Annotated in this window: 11 protein-coding genes and 4 rRNA genes; 10 read left to right on the forward strand and 5 right to left on the reverse strand. The window is 47.7% G+C overall.

Features of this window, described 5'->3' with window-relative positions:
* Positions 1 to 57: 57 nt before the first annotated feature.
* Positions 58 to 1248 (reverse strand): 3-phenylpropionate MFS transporter, encoded by a 1191-nt coding sequence (locus tag KHO06_RS15755; protein ID WP_005428780.1) that lies wholly within the window; start codon positions 1246 to 1248, stop codon positions 58 to 60.
* A 240-nt stretch (positions 1249 to 1488) separates the two neighbouring features.
* On the opposite strand from KHO06_RS15755, the gene KHO06_RS15760 reads away from it, so the two are divergent.
* From KHO06_RS15760 to KHO06_RS15805, 10 genes are all read left to right on the forward strand, one after another.
* Entirely contained in the window at positions 1489 to 3315 is a 1827-nt protein-coding gene (locus tag KHO06_RS15760) for a DUF294 nucleotidyltransferase-like domain-containing protein (RefSeq protein WP_212581854.1), read from the forward strand.
* A gap of 35 nt (positions 3316 to 3350) precedes the next feature.
* Positions 3351 to 3983 (forward strand): 3'-5' exonuclease, encoded by a 633-nt coding sequence (locus KHO06_RS15765; protein ID WP_212581855.1) that lies wholly within the window; start codon positions 3351 to 3353, stop codon positions 3981 to 3983.
* A gap of 218 nt (positions 3984 to 4201) precedes the next feature.
* The gene (gene acs, locus KHO06_RS15770; RefSeq protein WP_005428764.1) at positions 4202 to 6154 is read left to right on the forward strand and encodes an acetate--CoA ligase; all 1953 of its coding nucleotides are present in this window, start codon (positions 4202 to 4204) and stop codon (positions 6152 to 6154) included.
* A gap of 306 nt (positions 6155 to 6460) precedes the next feature.
* Positions 6461 to 6910: a type II 3-dehydroquinate dehydratase gene (aroQ, locus tag KHO06_RS15775; RefSeq protein WP_005428757.1), complete on the forward strand. Its 450-nt coding sequence runs from the start codon at positions 6461 to 6463 to the stop codon at positions 6908 to 6910.
* 60 nt (positions 6911 to 6970) lie between these two features.
* Complete coding sequence (accB, locus tag KHO06_RS15780; protein ID WP_212581856.1) at positions 6971 to 7438, forward strand: acetyl-CoA carboxylase biotin carboxyl carrier protein; 468 nt, start codon at positions 6971 to 6973, stop codon at positions 7436 to 7438.
* 14 nt (positions 7439 to 7452) lie between these two features.
* On the forward strand, positions 7453 to 8796 hold the full coding sequence (accC, locus tag KHO06_RS15785) for an acetyl-CoA carboxylase biotin carboxylase subunit (protein WP_005440401.1): 1344 nt from the start codon (positions 7453 to 7455) through the stop codon (positions 8794 to 8796).
* Positions 8797 to 8926: 130 nt separating this feature from the next.
* On the forward strand, positions 8927 to 9814 hold the full coding sequence (gene prmA, locus KHO06_RS15790) for a 50S ribosomal protein L11 methyltransferase (RefSeq protein WP_212581857.1): 888 nt from the start codon (positions 8927 to 8929) through the stop codon (positions 9812 to 9814).
* 139 nt (positions 9815 to 9953) lie between these two features.
* The gene (dusB, locus tag KHO06_RS15795; RefSeq protein ID WP_005530866.1) at positions 9954 to 10922 is read left to right on the forward strand and encodes a tRNA dihydrouridine synthase DusB; all 969 of its coding nucleotides are present in this window, start codon (positions 9954 to 9956) and stop codon (positions 10920 to 10922) included.
* Positions 10923 to 10945: 23 nt separating this feature from the next.
* Positions 10946 to 11242 carry a DNA-binding transcriptional regulator Fis gene (gene fis / locus KHO06_RS15800; RefSeq protein ID WP_000462885.1) on the forward strand — a complete coding sequence of 99 codons (297 nt, stop codon included), beginning with the start codon at positions 10946 to 10948 and terminating at the stop codon, positions 11240 to 11242.
* A 227-nt stretch (positions 11243 to 11469) separates the two neighbouring features.
* Entirely contained in the window at positions 11470 to 12459 is a 990-nt protein-coding gene (locus tag KHO06_RS15805; protein WP_212581858.1) for a GGDEF domain-containing protein, read from the forward strand.
* A 367-nt stretch (positions 12460 to 12826) separates the two neighbouring features.
* Here the strand turns inward: KHO06_RS15805 and rrf (KHO06_RS15810) are convergent.
* The 4 genes from rrf (KHO06_RS15810) to rrf (KHO06_RS15825) form a co-directional block, all read right to left on the reverse strand.
* A 5S ribosomal RNA gene (gene rrf / locus KHO06_RS15810) occupies positions 12827 to 12943 on the reverse strand.
* Between the two features lie 87 nt (positions 12944 to 13030).
* Positions 13031 to 15919 (reverse strand): 23S ribosomal RNA (locus KHO06_RS15815).
* 299 nt (positions 15920 to 16218) lie between these two features.
* Positions 16219 to 17771, reverse strand: a 16S ribosomal RNA gene (locus KHO06_RS15820).
* 317 nt (positions 17772 to 18088) lie between these two features.
* Positions 18089 to 18205: ribosomal RNA gene (gene rrf / locus KHO06_RS15825) — 5S ribosomal RNA — on the reverse strand.
* Together the 16S, 23S and 5S rRNA genes form the textbook arrangement of a ribosomal RNA operon.
* Positions 18206 to 18254: the final 49 nt, after the last annotated feature.

The raw sequence follows: 18254 nt of genomic DNA on the forward strand, positions 1-18254 counted from the left end.
TTAACACTGCTTTCACAACAGAGACAAAGGTTAGTTTTTAATCTCTGTCACAGAAGCTTAATTCTGTGCTTCGGAGGCATTAGCTGAGAGGTCAACCACGTTGCTTTCATCATTTTGAGGCTCAACTTTGATGAACAACGCGACAAAACCCATCGCCGCCATCAACCAGAAGATATTTGCGCCCCAGTGCTCGTAACCCCAGCCACTGATCACCGTCATCAGCGCGATAAACGCACCCAGTGGAATCGCGTTGTACAATGCCTGTAATGCCACCATCTTGTTCTCTGCTGAGTTTTGGATGTATTGAATCGCAGCAATATGCGCCATGGCAAACGTCACGCCGTGAAGCATTTGCACCACTACCAGTGCCAAAATAGAGGTTGTTGCAGCTGTCATTCCCCAACGTAGCATCACACCACCAGCTGCCACGACAAACAGAGTACGCAGAGACCAGCCAGCGAATAGACGTTTACTCAAAGCAAACACAGCAACTTCAGCTGCCACGCCTAGGCTCCACAAGTAACCAATCACGTCTTCTGAGTGACCAGCCGCTTTCCAGTGAATCGCACTAAAACCGTAGTATGCCGCATGGCTGCCTTGGATTAACGCCATTAATACAAGGAACTTTACAACTGGCTTATCCGTCAGCAACGCTGAGAGTTTTGGACGCTCAGAATGTTGACCGCCACGCGTCACCGGCATTGGATTGGTGTTACGCATCGCAAACAATAGCGAGACAAACACACCGACCATTGCCGTGTACAAAATCATGTCCGAGCCAAACTCTGCCACCAAATACCCCACCACAGTCGAGCCAGCAATAAAGGCAACCGAGCCCCACAAACGGGTGCGACCGTAATCGAGCATCTTCAAACGAGCGTAGTAGTTCGCCATCGCATCAGACAGAGGAACGACAGGACCACAACACAAGTTAAACAAGACGGTGGCAAGCGCCATTAACCAGAAATTACCGCCAGTGAAAAAGTGGAAACCAACAAAAATGAGGGCAGCAAAACTTAACCAACGTAGCGCTGGCATAATGTGCTCAACCTTATGCAAACGTGGCGTAAGTACCATGTTCGCCACACAGCGCGTCGCTAAGCCCAAACCAACCAACAGACCAATATCTGTCGGAGAAACACCCTGCTCTTTAAACCACAACGACCAAAATGGCAGATACACGCCATACGCAAAAAAGAATCCGAGAAAGTACTGGGAAATCCAGCCATACGGAGAGGGTTTCAACATCACTGACATCCTAAAAAACGAAAAAACTAACGACTTCCGACACGTAAACGTTTGGGACGCGGAATTATGGATCGCAATACGTAATAGAAAAAGGGAAGAATCGGCAACTTACCGTTTCCTCAATGGCACAGGATCTCGAAATGCAAAATTAGATTGTGACGATTTAGACCAAAGTCGTCTGGCTTCGGCAGGGAAATTTGTCAGACTTGGAATGTGTTCCCACCAAATTTAGGTGCCCTCATGCCTGACAAATTTAATATGCAATCTCCACCGTTCGACCGCCTAACTGACGCACAGCAAAATCGACTGCGCTCGTCTCTTGATGTGGCGTACTACCGAACGCGAGATGTCATCTTAGCTTGTGGGCAAGACAACCCTCACCTACACGTGCTAATTAAAGGAGCAGTGGAAGAGCGCTCCAAAGATCAAGACGAAGTGTTTGCTCACTACGCTAATGACGACATGTTTGATGTGCGCTCTTTGTTTGAAGAAAGCGTGCGTCATCAGTACGTGGCACTGGAAGATACCCTCTCGTATTTGCTACCGAAAGAAGTGTTTCTTGAGCTGTATAACGAGAACGGACAGTTCGCTGCCTACTTCGATAACAACTTATCCAAACGCCAAGCCCTCATTGAAGCGGCTCAACAGCAACAAAACCTCGCGGAATTCATTCTGACTAAAGTCGATAGCAGTATTTATCATCCACCAATGCTATTGGCGCCCGATATGCCAATTAATCAGGTCACTAAAACACTTAAAGACAATGGCATTGACGCTGCTTTGGTTCAGCTTAACCAAGATGACCCACGCCTAGAGCAACATCCATCGGCGCATCCCTACGCGATAGTGACTCGAACCAATATGCTTCATGCCGTGATGCTTGACGGCCACCCACTCGATACGCCAGTGAGTGAGATTTCGACCTTCCCTGTTTATCACGTGGATGATGGTGACTTCTTGTTTAACGCCATGATCACCATGACGCGCAATCGCATGAAACGTCTAATGGTGTGCGAAGGCAATCAAGCGATCGGTATGTTGGATATGACGCAAATCCTCAGTGCGTTTTCCACTCACTCACACGTACTGACACTCAGTATTGCACGAGCCAGTAGCGTGGAAGAGTTAGCTCTTGCCTCCAATCGACAGCGTCAGTTGGTGGACAGCTTGCTGACCAATGGTATCCGCACTCGCTTCATCATGGAGCTGATATCTGCTGTAAATGAACAAATCATCGAAAAAGCGTTTGAGCTTGTGGTGCCACCAGCACTGCACGATCACTGTTGTCTGATTGTGCTTGGCTCGGAAGGTCGTGGAGAACAAATCCTCAAGACCGATCAAGATAATGCACTGATCATCCAAGATGGGCTGGAATGGGAACATTGCGCCGAAGTGATGCAAACCCTCACCCACACCTTGCAGCAACTGGGTTATCCACTCTGCCCTGGCAAAGTCATGGTTAACAATCCGAAGTGGGTTCGAACGCAGCAAGAGTGGATTAAAACGCTCGATGGTTGGATTGCCAAAGCACAGCCAGAACAAATCATGGATTTAGCCATCTTCAGTGACGCTCATGCGGTCGCAGGCAATCGAGAGTTGCTCGCGCCTATCGCCGAGCACCTTAGAGACAGCATGAAAGATCGTATGTTGATTCTGTCCGATTTCACTCGCCCTGCACTGCAATTTTCCGTGCCTCTTACTCTGTTTGGTAACGTAAAAAGTGCTAAAGACGGGCTGGATATTAAGCGTGGTGGCATTTTCCCAATCGTGCATGGTATTCGCACCTTGGCATTGGAATACGCGATTGAAGAGAAGAACACCTTCGAACGTATCGAAGCACTGAGAAACAAACGCATCTTAGAACCAGAAACCGCAGACAACCTCAACGAAGCGCTGAAGCTGTTCTTCAAGATCCGCTTGAACCAGCAATTAAGTAAGCAAGAAGCACTGAACAACATCGACATAAAACAGCTAGACAGAACAGAACGAGACTTACTGCGCCACAGCTTACACGTGGTAAAGAAATTTAAGCAGTTCTTAGGCTTCCATTATCAAATCCGTGATTAGAGTCTTTTAGGCGAATAAGACGAGAGGTAACAGGGATGAATTGGCTACAAAGGAAATACTGGCATTACAAGCTGAAAGGCTCACCTTATCAGCCACTGTTTTGTTCGCCGAAAAAAGGCGAGTTTGTCTCTCTCGATTGCGAAACCACCAGCTTGGACCCAAATAGAGCCGAGCTGGTCACCATCGCTGCGACCAAAATCATCGATAATCGCATCATCACCAGTAAACCGTTCGAAGTTCGACTGCGCGCCCCGCAATCACTCGATTCAGGTTCAGTGAAAATTCACCATATCCGCCACCAAGATTTGGTGGATGGCATCAGCGAAAAAGAAGCACTCATCAAGCTGCTCGACTTTATCGGCAATCGTCCTTTAGTTGGCTACCACATTCGCTACGACAAAAAGATCCTCGACCTCGCTTGTCTGAGGCATTTAGGCTTTCCACTACCGAACCCGCTCATCGAAGTGAGCCAGGTTTATCACGATAAGCTCGAACGTCATTTGCCTAACGCCTACTTCGACTTAAGTCTTGATGCGATTTGTAAGCACCTTGAACTGCCGATTCAAGACAAACACGATGCCCTGCAGGACGCAAAATCCGCCGCTTTAGTGTATGTGCGCCTAACTAAAGGCGATTTACCAAACCTGAGCGTGCCTTATACCCAATAGGTTCAATACTCAGCTTTCGATCCACGTCCCACATTCGCTTTAAATTCAGCAATATCGCGGCGCATTCCTCACTCTCATCCTAAAGTCTAATTGTGGAAATACGCGCTGTGACTGACAGTTATATGCACAGCAACGTTCTTGATGAATCACAGACGAAAGAACGGAAATAGCCCTACAAAAGACGAAGGTCGAGAATTAAAGGCACAAGGAGAGAAGCCATGAGCGAAGCCCACGTTTATCCGGTAAAAGAAAACATTAAAAACCATACGCATGCGGATAATGACACTTACCTAGCCATGTATCAGCAGTCGGTAAGCGACCCTGAAGGCTTCTGGAGCGAACACGGTAAAGTTGTCGATTGGATTAAGCCATTCACTCAAGTTAAAAACACCTCTTTCGATACTGGTCATGTCGACATTCGTTGGTTCGAAGACGGCACGCTGAACGTATCTGCAAACTGTATTGACCGCCACCTTGCCGAGCGTGGCGATGAAGTCGCGATCATCTGGGAAGGCGATGATCCTGCCGACGACAAAACCCTCACATTCAATGAACTGCACAAAGAAGTGTGTAAGTTCTCTAACGCACTAAAAGAGCAAGGCGTGCACAAAGGCGACGTGGTTTGTCTTTACATGCCAATGGTGCCAGAAGCGGCTATCGCAATGCTGGCATGTACGCGTATTGGTGCGGTTCATACCGTGGTATTTGGTGGTTTCTCGCCAGAAGCGCTGTCCGGTCGTATCATCGACTCAGATGCGAAAATCGTTATCACTGCTGACGAAGGCGTTCGTGGTGGTCGCGCAGTACCACTGAAGAAAAACGTTGATGAAGCACTGACAAACCCAGAAGTAAAAACCATCGACAAAGTTGTCGTTCTAAAACGCACGGGCGGCGACATTGATTGGCACGAGCACCGTGACGTTTGGTGGCACGAAGCAACGGCTGTCGTTTCTGATGTATGCCCACCAGAAGAGATGAAAGCAGAAGACCCTCTATTCATTCTTTACACTTCAGGCTCAACAGGTAAGCCAAAAGGCGTGCTGCACACCACAGGTGGTTACTTAGTGTACGCGACCATGACCTTCAAGTACGTGTTCGATTACCAAGAAGGTGAAACGTTCTGGTGTACGGCGGACGTGGGGTGGATTACGGGTCACACTTACTTAATTTACGGTCCACTGGCGAACGGTGCGAAAACCATTCTGTTCGAAGGTGTACCAAACTACCCAAGCACGGCCCGCATGAGTGAAGTGGTTGATAAACATCAAGTAAACATTCTCTACACTGCGCCAACAGCGATTCGTGCCCTAATGGCGAAAGGCAACGAAGCAGTAGCAGGAACCTCTCGTTCAAGCTTGCGTGTAATGGGCTCAGTTGGTGAGCCTATCAACCCAGAAGCATGGGAGTGGTACTACAAGACCATCGGTAATGAAAACTCACCTATCGTTGATACTTGGTGGCAAACAGAAACAGGCGGTATCTTGATTGCGCCACTACCAGGTGCAACCGATCTAAAACCAGGTTCTGCAACTCGCCCGTTCTTCGGCGTACAACCTGCGCTAGTGGACAACATGGGTAACATCATCGAAGAAACCGCAGCAGAAGGTAACTTGGTGATCCTTGATTCATGGCCAGGTCAGATGCGCACCGTTTACGGCGACCATGAGCGCTTTGAGCAAACCTACTTCTCTACCTTCAAAGGTATGTACTTCACCAGTGATGGTGCACGTCGTGACGAAGATGGCTACTATTGGATCACAGGTCGTGTAGATGACGTATTGAACGTCTCAGGTCACCGAATGGGTACCGCAGAAATTGAGTCAGCACTGGTTGCACACGATAAGATTGCGGAAGCGGCAATTGTCGGTATCCCTCATGACATCAAAGGTCAGGCAATTTACGCATACGTCACGCTTAATGATGGTGAATTCCCGTCAGCTGAGCTGCACAAAGAGGTGAAAGACTGGGTACGTAAAGAGATTGGTCCAATCGCAACGCCAGACGTACTGCACTGGACAGACTCTCTACCAAAAACTCGCTCCGGTAAAATCATGCGCCGCATCCTACGTAAGATTGCAACAGGTGATACCAGCAACCTAGGTGATACTTCGACACTGGCCGATCCAAGTGTTGTAGACAAGCTAATTGCAGAGAAAGCAGAACTGGCATAACACCCAGCCCCTGTTTTAAACGCTAGCCCTAAAAGCACCATTGCATATGGTGGCTTTTTTGTGCGTGGACGCAAAATAAACCACAAAAAGCACATGGCAATTATGTTGTTTTTGTTAACTTGGTTACAGAAACGGCGGGGGTTATTGGGAGATTAGACCAGTAAATTGCTGCTAATTGCTGTGAATTAGCTATAATCTTGGTCGATTTTTTAAAATTTGCTCGGTTTTAACAAAAAAATCGTGCTGAATTATCGTATATTTGGGAATATAAACGTTCCACTCACGATAAAGGAAGATAGCAACATAATGTCTGCAAAGTCACGGATTCTAGTTCTAAACGGACCAAATCTTAATCTATTAGGTCTGCGTGAACCGACACATTACGGTAACAACACCCTAGCACAGATTGTTGACGCATTGACTGAACAAGCTCACAACTCTGGGGTGGAACTTGAACACCTGCAATCGAATCGTGAGTACGAACTGATTGAAGCTATCCACGCTGCATATGGCAAAGTGGACTTCATTATCATCAACCCAGCAGCTTTCACTCATACCAGTGTCGCGCTGCGTGATGCATTACTTGGCGTAGCCATCCCATTTATCGAAGTGCACCTATCGAACGTTCACGCTCGTGAGCCGTTCCGTCATCACTCTTATCTGTCAGATAAAGCAGAAGGAGTGATTTGTGGCTTAGGTGCACAAGGTTATGAATTCGCTCTGTCTGCAGCAATCGCGAAATTGCAGGCAAAGTAAACCAAACACTCTGCAGCCCTTTTGGGTTGTCTTAATCACAAGATAAAAGAGAAAGAAAAGATGGATATTCGTAAAATCAAGAAGCTAATCGAGTTAGTTGAAGAATCTGGCATTGCTGAGCTAGAAATCTCTGAAGGTGAAGAGTCAGTACGCATCAGCCGTAGTGGCCCTGCAGTTGCTCCAGCACCAGTTCATTACGCAGCAGCTCCAGTAGCAGCACCTGCGCCAGTGGCAGCAGCTCCAGTAGCAGACGCACCAGCAATGGCAGCAGAAGCACCAGCAGCAGTTCCTGCAGGTCACCAAGTTCTTTCTCCAATGGTTGGTACTTTCTACCGCTCTCCAAGTCCAGACGCGAAATCATTCGTTGAAGTTGGTCAGAGCGTAAATGCAGGCGACACACTATGTATCGTTGAAGCAATGAAAATGATGAACCAAATCGAAGCGGACAAATCAGGTGTTGTAACTGCAATCCTAGTTGAAGACGGCCAGCCAGTTGAATTCGACCAACCACTAGTTGTAATCGAATAAGCGGGGCTTGCCTTATGCTAGATAAAGTAGTCATCGCGAACCGAGGTGAAATTGCACTTCGTATCCTTCGCGCTTGTAAAGAATTAGGCATTAAGACTGTGGCAGTGCACTCAACAGCTGACCGCGATCTTAAGCACGTACTGCTTGCAGACGAAACCGTATGTATCGGTCCTGCTCGTGGTATCGACAGCTACCTAAACATCCCTCGTATCATTTCTGCAGCAGAAGTGACGGGTGCAATTGCGATTCACCCGGGTTACGGCTTCCTATCTGAGAACGCAGACTTTGCTGAGCAAGTAGAGCGCAGCGGTTTCATCTTCGTTGGTCCTAAAGCAGACACCATCCGCATGATGGGTGACAAAGTGTCAGCAATCAACGCAATGAAAAAAGCAGGCGTTCCTTGTGTACCAGGTTCTGACGGTCCACTAGATAACGACGAAGACAAAAACAAAGCTCACGCTAAGCGTATCGGCTACCCAGTAATCATCAAAGCCTCTGGTGGCGGCGGTGGTCGTGGTATGCGTGTTGTACGTTCTGAAGCGGAACTTGTTCAAGCTATCGCTATGACGCGTGCTGAAGCAAAAGCGGCGTTCAACAACGACATGGTTTACATGGAGAAATTCCTAGAAAACCCTCGTCACGTTGAAGTACAAGTGATTGCTGATGGCCAAGGTGGTGCTATCCACCTAGGTGAACGTGACTGTTCTATGCAGCGTCGTCACCAGAAGGTTGTTGAAGAAGCACCAGCACCAGGTATCACAGAAGAGATGCGTAAGTACATCGGTGAACGTTGTACTCGTGCATGTCTAGAAATCGGTTACCGCGGCGCAGGCACGTTCGAATTCCTATACGAGAACGGTGAGTTCTACTTCATCGAAATGAACACTCGTATTCAGGTTGAGCACCCAGTAACAGAAATGGTTACCGGCGTTGACCTAATTAAAGAACAGCTACGCGTAGCAGCAGGTCAGCCACTTTCATTCACTCAGGATGACATCAAGATCCGCGGTCATGCGATTGAGTGTCGTATCAACGCAGAAGACCCAGAGCGTTTCCTACCTTCACCAGGTAAGATTGAACGCTTCCACGCGCCAGGCGGCATGGGTGTTCGTTGGGAATCTCACATTTACACAGGCTACACAGTACCACCTCATTACGATTCAATGATTGGTAAACTGATCACTTACGGTGAGAACCGTGATGTAGCGATTGCACGTATGAAGAACGCACTAGGCGAGATGATCATTGAAGGCATCAAGACTAACGTTACTCTACAAGAGTCAATCATGAATGATGAGAACTTCCAGCACGGTGGTGCAAACATTCACTACCTAGAGAAGAAGCTAGGCCTACAATAAGCCTCCGCTAACCTCATAATAAATGCCCACATCTGTGGGCATTTTTGTTTTGTATAAAGTCTATACTCAAACAAATCGTAGAGTTCTGGTAAACTCTGCGCCACTTCATTCACTTTAAGAGCAAAAACAAATGCCTTGGATTCAAATCAAACTCAATGCGACCAATGAAAACGCTGAGCAAATCGGCGACATGCTAATGGAAGAGACTGGTGCGCTGTCTGTAACATTCCTAGACGCGCAGGATACGCCTGTATTCGAACCTCTACCTGGCGAGACTCGCTTATGGGGCGATACTGACATTCTGGCACTGTACGATGCAGAAGCTGATACAAACTTCATCATCACTCAAATCAAAGCAAGCAACATGCTAGCGGAAGATTTTGCTTACAAAGTAGAACAGCTAGAAGACAAAGACTGGGAACGCGAGTGGATGGAAAACTTCCACCCAATGAAGTTCGGCGAACGTCTATGGATTTGCCCAAGCTGGCGTGAAATTCCAGAGCCAGACGCAGTAAACGTAATGCTCGATCCGGGTCTTGCATTCGGTACAGGTACTCACCCAACGACTGCATTGTGTCTTGAGTGGCTAGAGGGTCTCGATCTATCAGGTAAGACAGTAATCGACTTCGGCTGTGGTTCAGGCATCCTAGCGATCGCAGCGATCAAACTAGGCGCAGAAAAAGTTATCGGGATCGACATTGATCCTCAAGCACTACAAGCATCTCGCGACAACGCTGAACGTAATGGCGTAGCCGATCAACTTGAAGTGTTCCTACCTCAAAACCAACCTGAAGGTCTAATTGCAGACGTTGTGGTTGCAAACATTCTTGCAGGTCCACTACGTGAACTTGCACCAATCATTAAAAGCCTAGTGAAGCCAAATGGCGACCTTGCAATGTCGGGGGTTTTAGATACTCAAGCAGAAGATGTAGCGAACCATTACCGTGACGAGCTTCACATTGACCCAATCGCAGAGCAAAGTGAATGGTGTCGCATCTCTGGTCGTAAGCAAGGCTAGACAAGGTTTTCAGGGCTAATTGTTTGAATTTCATACAAATTACAAAAACAATTTGTAAATGCTCAAATATTAGTCTTTTCACGCAGTAAAAAAATGCGTAAAATGCGCGCCCTTGCTGGTACAGAACTGTGATGACGTTTTGAAAATCGGAAACTATCAACTTAAGAACAATCTAATCGTAGCCCCTATGGCTGGTGTAACGGATAGACCGTTTCGCGAGTTGTGTCTTCGCTATGGTGCGGGAATGGCCGTCAGTGAAATGATGTCTGCTAACCCGAAGCTATGGGGAACGTCAAAGTCGAAACAGCGCATGGTGCATGAAGGCGAATCGGGCATTCGCTCTGTACAGATTGCCGGTTCCGATCCACAGCTTATGGCCGATGCAGCTCAATTCAGTGTTGAAAACGGTGCGCAAATCATCGACATCAACATGGGCTGCCCAGCAAAGAAAGTGAATAAGAAGCTGGCGGGTTCTGCACTGCTTCAATACCCAGACATCATCAAAGAGATTTTGACTGCGGTAGTGGACGCGGTAGACGTTCCTGTAACGTTAAAGACCCGTACTGGCTGGAACACAGAAAACAAAAACTGTGTTCACATCGCTAAATTAGCCGAAGACTGCGGCATACAGGCTCTTGCACTGCATGGCAGAACAAAAGCATGTATGTACAAAGGTGAGGCCGAATACGACAGCATTAAAGCGGTTAAACAAGCTATATCCATTCCGGTTATCGCAAACGGTGATATCGATAGCCCGGAGAAAGCGAAGTTTGTACTGGAGTACACCGGTGCAGACGCTTTAATGATTGGACGCCCTGCCCAAGGTCGTCCTTGGATTTTCCAGGAAATCCATCACTATTTGGAAAACGGCACCACAATGGATGAGCTTCCAAGTGAGGAAGTGAAAGCCATTATGCTTGGTCATGTTAACGCTCTGCATGGTTTCTATGGAGAGTTCTTAGGTCCACGTATCGCGCGCAAGCACGTTGGGTGGTATCTAAAAGAGCATGAGCAAGCGAGTGAGTTTCGCCGTACCTTCAACGCTATCGACGCAGCTGAGCTGCAACTTGAGGCGTTAGAGGGTTATTTTGATAACGTTGCATCATAATTAAGAGAAGAGCTAGACCGAATATGTTCGAACAAAATCTGACTTCAGAAGCATTAACAGTAACTACAGTAACGTCACAAGACCAGATTACTCAAAAGCCTTTACGTGACTCTGTTAAAGCGTCTCTTAAAAACTACCTAGCTCAACTAAACGGCCAGGAAGTAACAGAACTATACGAATTAGTTCTAGCTGAAGTTGAACAGCCACTACTAGATACCATCATGCAGTACACTCGCGGTAACCAAACTCGCGCAGCAACTATGATGGGTATCAACCGCGGTACTCTTCGCAAGAAACTTAAAAAATACGGCATGAACTAATACGTTCATACAGTATTTTTGTAAAAAAGGCTTGGCCAGCAATGGTTAAGCCTTTTTTATTGCCTTCAAGAATCTTCAGGTATTTTTAAGCCATCCAGCTCTGCGCTCCTCATATTCTGTGTAAACATTAGTCGAATCTGATACATTGAACTGTGATCGGTATTGATTGTGAACTCAATATAAACAGATATAATCAAAGACTTACATTGGATAAAGGAACTAACCTCGTGATTTACAAAGAAAGGGAAGATTGGCTCCATGCCATTTTGAATACCCTCCCTGATCATGTCTTTATCCTCAATGAACAAGGCCGCTATATCGAAAGTTTCGGTGGCACTTACCATTCAAAGTACTTCAATGCGCAAAGCTATACCAACCTCAAGTTGAGCGATGTTTTGTCGACAAGCAAAGCCGCTGAGTTGCTTGGTTATATTGGTGATGTACTCCACTCTAACGAGCCAAAAGTCGTCAAATACAGTATCGCACTGCAAGATCACCTACTAATGCCAATAGAAGAACTAGAGGCGTTAGACAATCCAGAAGAGACCTGGTTTGAAGCAATCATCAAGCCTGTAGAAAGCCTACAAAGTGGCGAGAATTGGGTAATTTGGTCTGTCCGTGACGTTACGAAAACCCACCTACTTGAAAAGCGCTTGAAAGAGCTCTCAGAGACCGATGAACTAACTGGTGTGTTGAATCGACGAGCATTCTTAACCAGCCTAGATAAGGCTATGAGCTCACATTTGCGACCGTCTCAAACACTCTCCTGCATAATGATCGATATCGACCACTTTAAAGAGATTAATGATCAAGTCGGCCACTTCTCTGGGGATCAAGTGATCCATCACGTAGCCAAGATCTGCCAGCGAGCAATTCGCGGTAGTGACTTTATTGGTCGCTTAGGAGGAGAAGAGTTTGCTGTGATCTTAGTTAACACTAGTGCAATACAAGCCTATGATGTAGCAGAGAGAATAAGAGAGGCGATTCAAAATGCGCCATGTAAAGTTGATGGTATTGAGATCAGTACAACTGTAAGCATTGGCGTCGCAGAATATGATGAGCAAGTATCTAGCACTACGGAGCTCATGGTTAACGCCGATAAAGCTATGTATTACTCGAAGCACTCGGGGCGCAACCAAGTAACGCTTCACCACGGTAGTATTCCTGATGTGAAACTACAGCACTCTACCAACTTAAGAATCCAAAAGGTTTCTTAACTTTCTCTGTCTTATTTCAAATTAATCAACCCCATACCCATTTCACTCTATACACCTTCTCTCTTTAAAAACTGTTATACACGGCCTTCTCGCGAGCTCTATACAACCAAGGATACTTTCTTAATACAGTTTGTGGGTTAGCCTCAGAAAGGCCTATAAGTTATTGCGGAGTCGAACAAGGTGAGATGCGGAGAAGTAGTGCGTTAGCACTACATCGCAGCCAGTTGTTTAGGCGGAACAAAGAATAGTGAACAATAGTAAAAGAAGTTTAGAAGCGCCTTTAACAAGGTCTTGTCATTGGAATGAATTTACTTTGCTCCAAATGTAAAAAAGCCCACTCTTTCGAGTGGGCTTCTTCAAATTAAAAGCCTGGCGATGTCCTACTCTCACATGGGGAAGCCCCACACTACCATCGGCGCTAATTCGTTTCACTTCTGAGTTCGGAATGGAAGTCAGGTGGGTCCAAATCGCTATGGTCGCCAAGCAAATTCTTTAATTCAGAAAGCTGTTTCAGTTCTTACACATTCAATTCGTTCTTGCTTTGAGTCCATCAAAACCCCTTGGGTGTTGTATGGTTAAGCCTCACGGGCAATTAGTACAGGTTAGCTCAACGCCTCACAACGCTTACACACCCTGCCTATCAACGTTCTAGTCTCGAACAACCCTTTAGGATACTTAAAGTATCAGGGAAGACTCATCTCAGGGCTCGCTTCCCGCTTAGATGCTTTCAGCGGTTATCGATTCCGAACTTAGCTACCGGGCAATGCGTCTGGCGACACAACCCGAACACCAGAGGTTCGTCCACTCCGGTCCTCTCGTACTAGGAGCAGCCCCCTTCAATCTTCCAACGCCCACGGCAGATAGGGACCGAACTGTCTCACGACGTTCTAAACCCAGCTCGCGTACCACTTTAAATGGCGAACAGCCATACCCTTGGGACCGACTTCAGCCCCAGGATGTGATGAGCCGACATCGAGGTGCCAAACACCGCCGTCGATATGAACTCTTGGGCGGTATCAGCCTGTTATCCCCGGAGTACCTTTTATCCGTTGAGCGATGGCCCTTCCATTCAGAACCACCGGATCACTATGACCTGCTTTCGCACCTGCTCGAATTGTCATTCTCGCAGTCAAGCGGGCTTATGCCATTGCACTAACCTCACGATGTCCAACCGTGATTAGCCCACCTTCGTGCTCCTCCGTTACGCTTTGGGAGGAGACCGCCCCAGTCAAACTACCCACCAGGCACTGTCCGCAACCCCGATGAGGGGTCAACGTTAGAACATCAACACTACAAGGGTGGTATTTCAAGGACGGCTCCACTAATACTGGCGTACTAGTTTCAAAGCCTCCCACCTATCCTACACATGTAGGGTCAATGTTCAGTGCCAAGCTGTAGTAAAGGTTCACGGGGTCTTTCCGTCTAGCCGCGGGTACACTGCATCTTCACAGCGATTTCAATTTCACTGAGTCTCGGGTGGAGACAGCGTGGCCATCATTACGCCATTCGTGCAGGTCGGAACTTACCCGACAAGGAATTTCGCTACCTTAGGACCGTTATAGTTACGGCCGCCGTTTACCGGGGCTTCGATCAAGAGCTTCGACCGAAGTCTAACCCCATCAATTAACCTTCCGGCACCGGGCAGGCGTCACACCGTATACGTCATCTTACGATTTTGCACAGTGCTGTGTTTTTAATAAACAGTTGCAGCCACCTGGTATCTGCGACTCTCAATAGCTCCATCCGCAAGGGACTTCACCGTCGAGAGCGTACCTTCTCCCGAAGTTACGGTACCATTTTGCCTAGTTCCTTCACCCGAGTTCTCTCAAGCGCCTTGGTATTCTCTACCCGACCACCTGTGTCGGTTTGGGGTACGATTCCTTACAATCTGAAGCTTAGAGGCTTTTCCTGGAAGCATGGCATCAATGACTTCACTACCGTAGTAGCTCGACGTCGTGTCTCAGCCTTAAGAAGAGCCGGATTTACCTAACTCTTCAGCCTACGCACTTGAACCTGGACAACCGTCGCCAGGCCCACCTAGCCTTCTCCGTCCCCCCATCGCAATTGTAAGAAGTACGGGAATATTAACCCGTTTCCCATCGACTACGCCTTTCGGCCTCGCCTTAGGGGTCGACTTACCCTGCCCCGATTAACGTTGGACAGGAACCCTTGGTCTTCCGGCGAGGAGGTTTTTCACCCCCTTTATCGTTACTCATGTCAGCATTCGCACTTCTGATACGTCCAGCATGCGTTACCACACACCTTCAACCGCTTACAGAACGCTCCCCTACCCAATGCACAAAGTGCATTGCCGCAGCTTCGGTTTACTACTTAGCCCCGTTACATCTTCCGCGCAGGCCGACTCGACCAGTGAGCTATTACGCTTTCTTTAAATGATGGCTGCTTCTAAGCCAACATCCTGGCTGTCTGAGCCTTCCCACATCGTTTCCCACTTAGTAGTAATTTGGGACCTTAGCTGGCGGTCTGGGTTGTTTCCCTCTCCACGACGGACGTTAGCACCCGCCGTGTGTCTCCCGGATAGTACTTACTGGTATTCGGAGTTTGCAAAGGGTTGGTAAGTCGGGATGACCCCCTAGCCTTAACAGTGCTCTACCCCCAGTAGTATTCGTCCGAGGCGCTACCTAAATAGCTTTCGGGGAGAACCAGCTATCTCCAGGTTTGATTGGCCTTTCACCCCTAGCCACAAGTCATCCGCTAATTTTTCAACATTAGTCGGTTCGGTCCTCCAGTTGATGTTACTCAACCTTCAACCTGCCCATGGCTAGATCACCTGGTTTCGGGTCTATATCCAGAGACTGAACGCCCAGTTAAGACTCGGTTTCCCTACGGCTCCCCTAGATGGTTAACCTTGCCACTGAATATAAGTCGCTGACCCATTATACAAAAGGTACGCAGTCACACCACGAAGGTGCTCCTACTGCTTGTACGTACACGGTTTCAGGTTCTATTTCACTCCCCTCACAGGGGTTCTTTTCGCCTTTCCCTCACGGTACTGGTTCACTATCGGTCAGTCAGTAGTATTTAGCCTTGGAGGATGGTCCCCCCATATTCAGACAGGATATCACGTGTCCCGCCCTACTCGATTTCACTTTAAATGCGTTGCCGGTTACGGGGCTATCACCCTGTATCGCACAACTTTCCAGAAGTTTCACCTGACGCATAAAAAGCTTAAGGGCTAGTCCAATTTCGCTCGCCGCTACTTTCGGAATCTCGGTTGATTTCTTTTCCTCGGGGTACTTAGATGTTTCAGTTCCCCCGGTTCGCCTCGCTACGCTATGTATTCACGCAGCGATACTTACTTATGTAAGTGGGTTTCCCCATTCGGAAATCCCAGACTCAAATGGTTTTTACTACCTAATCTGGGCTTATCGCAAGTTAATACGTCCTTCATCGCCTCTGACTGCCAAGGCATCCACCGTGTACGCTTAGTCACTTAACCATACAACCCGAAGGAGTTTCGAATTGAAGTTAAACAACCAAAGTTGCTATCTCATTATTTGAATGAGCGAGATAGCTTTCGATTTTGCCGGACTCAAATATGTTTTGCTTTCACAAAACCCAAGAACACTTGAATGTGTTGTATTGGTGTTTGTCATAAAGACAAACATTGAGAACTTTACAAACAATCTTAAAGATTGTTTTGTCAGCTTTCCAAATTGTTAAAGAGCTATGTTAGCTACAAGCTTTCGCTTGTGAACTATCAATCTGTGTGGACACTCATCGTGAGTAATCATCGTATAAGGAGGTGATCCAGCGCCAGGTTCCCCTAGCGCTACCTTGTTACGACTTCACCCCAGTCATGAACCACAAAGTGGTAAGCGTCCTCCCGAAGGTTAAACTACCTACTTCTTTTGCAGCCCACTCCCATGGTGTGACGGGCGGTGTGTACAAGGCCCGGGAACGTATTCACCGTGGCATTCTGATCCACGATTACTAGCGATTCCGACTTCACGGAGTCGAGTTGCAGACTCCGATCCGGACTACGACGCACTTTTTGGGATTCGCTCACTCTCGCAAGTTGGCCGCCCTCTGTATGCGCCATTGTAGCACGTGTGTAGCCCTACTCGTAAGGGCCATGATGACTTGACGTCGTCCCCACCTTCCTCCGGTTTATCACCGGCAGTCTCCCTGGAGTTCCCGACATTACTCGCTGGCAAACAAGGATAAGGGTTGCGCTCGTTGCGGGACTTAACCCAACATTTCACAACACGAGCTGACGACAGCCATGCAGCACCTGTCTCAGAGTTCCCGAAGGCACCAATCCATCTCTGGAAAGTTCTCTGGATGTCAAGAGTAGGTAAGGTTCTTCGCGTTGCATCGAATTAAACCACATGCTCCACCGCTTGTGCGGGCCCCCGTCAATTCATTTGAGTTTTAATCTTGCGACCGTACTCCCCAGGCGGTCTACTTAACGCGTTAGCTCCGAAAGCCACGGCTCAAGGCCACAACCTCCAAGTAGACATCGTTTACGGCGTGGACTACCAGGGTATCTAATCCTGTTTGCTCCCCACGCTTTCGCATCTGAGTGTCAGTATCTGTCCAGGGGGCCGCCTTCGCCACCGGTATTCCTTCAGATCTCTACGCATTTCACCGCTACACCTGAAATTCTACCCCCCTCTACAGTACTCTAGTCTGCCAGTTTCAAATGCAATTCCGAGGTTGAGCCCCGGGCTTTCACATCTGACTTAACAAACCACCTGCATGCGCTTTACGCCCAGTAATTCCGATTAACGCTCGCACCCTCCGTATTACCGCGGCTGCTGGCACGGAGTTAGCCGGTGCTTCTTCTGTCGCTAACGTCAAATAATGCAGCTATTAACTACACTACCTTCCTCACGACTGAAAGTGCTTTACAACCCGAAGGCCTTCTTCACACACGCGGCATGGCTGCATCAGGCTTGCGCCCATTGTGCAATATTCCCCACTGCTGCCTCCCGTAGGAGTCTGGACCGTGTCTCAGTTCCAGTGTGGCTGATCATCCTCTCAGACCAGCTAGGGATCGTCGCCTTGGTGAGCCCTTACCTCACCAACTAGCTAATCCCACCTAGGCATATCCTGACGCGAGAGGCCCGAAGGTCCCCCTCTTTGGCCCGTAGGCATTATGCGGTATTAGCCATCGTTTCCAATGGTTATCCCCCACATCAGGGCAATTTCCTAGGCATTACTCACCCGTCCGCCGCTCGACGCCGTTATCGTTCCCCGAAGGTTCAGACAACTCGTTTCCGCTCGACTTGCATGTGTTAGGCCTGCCGCCAGCGTTCAATCTGAGCCATGATCAAACTCTTCAATTTAAGATTTTGTTCGGCTCAATGAATACTGAACATTACATAAAGTAATGTTTGAATTGACTGTGCTGAATCTTTCGATTCAATGGTCACTTCGTTTCATTGAAACCTAATTTGAAGCCGAAGCTTCTAATTGGATTATCATCAACGAGTGCCCACACAGATTGATAGGTCTATATTGTTAAAGAGCTTGGCTTTCAGTGCCTTAGCACTTAAGCGAGGTGCGTATAATACGCTTTCCACTTTGAAAGTCAACATAAAACTCTAAAATAATTTAGAACTTTATGGTGACTTGCTTATTAAATAAGCAAGTGCGAAATAAAGCCTGGCGATGTCCTACTCTCACATGGGGAAGCCCCACACTACCATCGGCGCTAATTCGTTTCACTTCTGAGTTCGGAATGGAAGTCAGGTGGGTCCAAATCGCTATGGTCGCCAAGCAAATTCTTTAATTCGGAAAGCTGTTTCAGTTCTTACACATTCAATTCG

The organism is Vibrio sp. B1FIG11 (assembly GCF_905175335.1).
Classification (GTDB): domain Bacteria; phylum Pseudomonadota; class Gammaproteobacteria; order Enterobacterales; family Vibrionaceae; genus Vibrio; species Vibrio campbellii.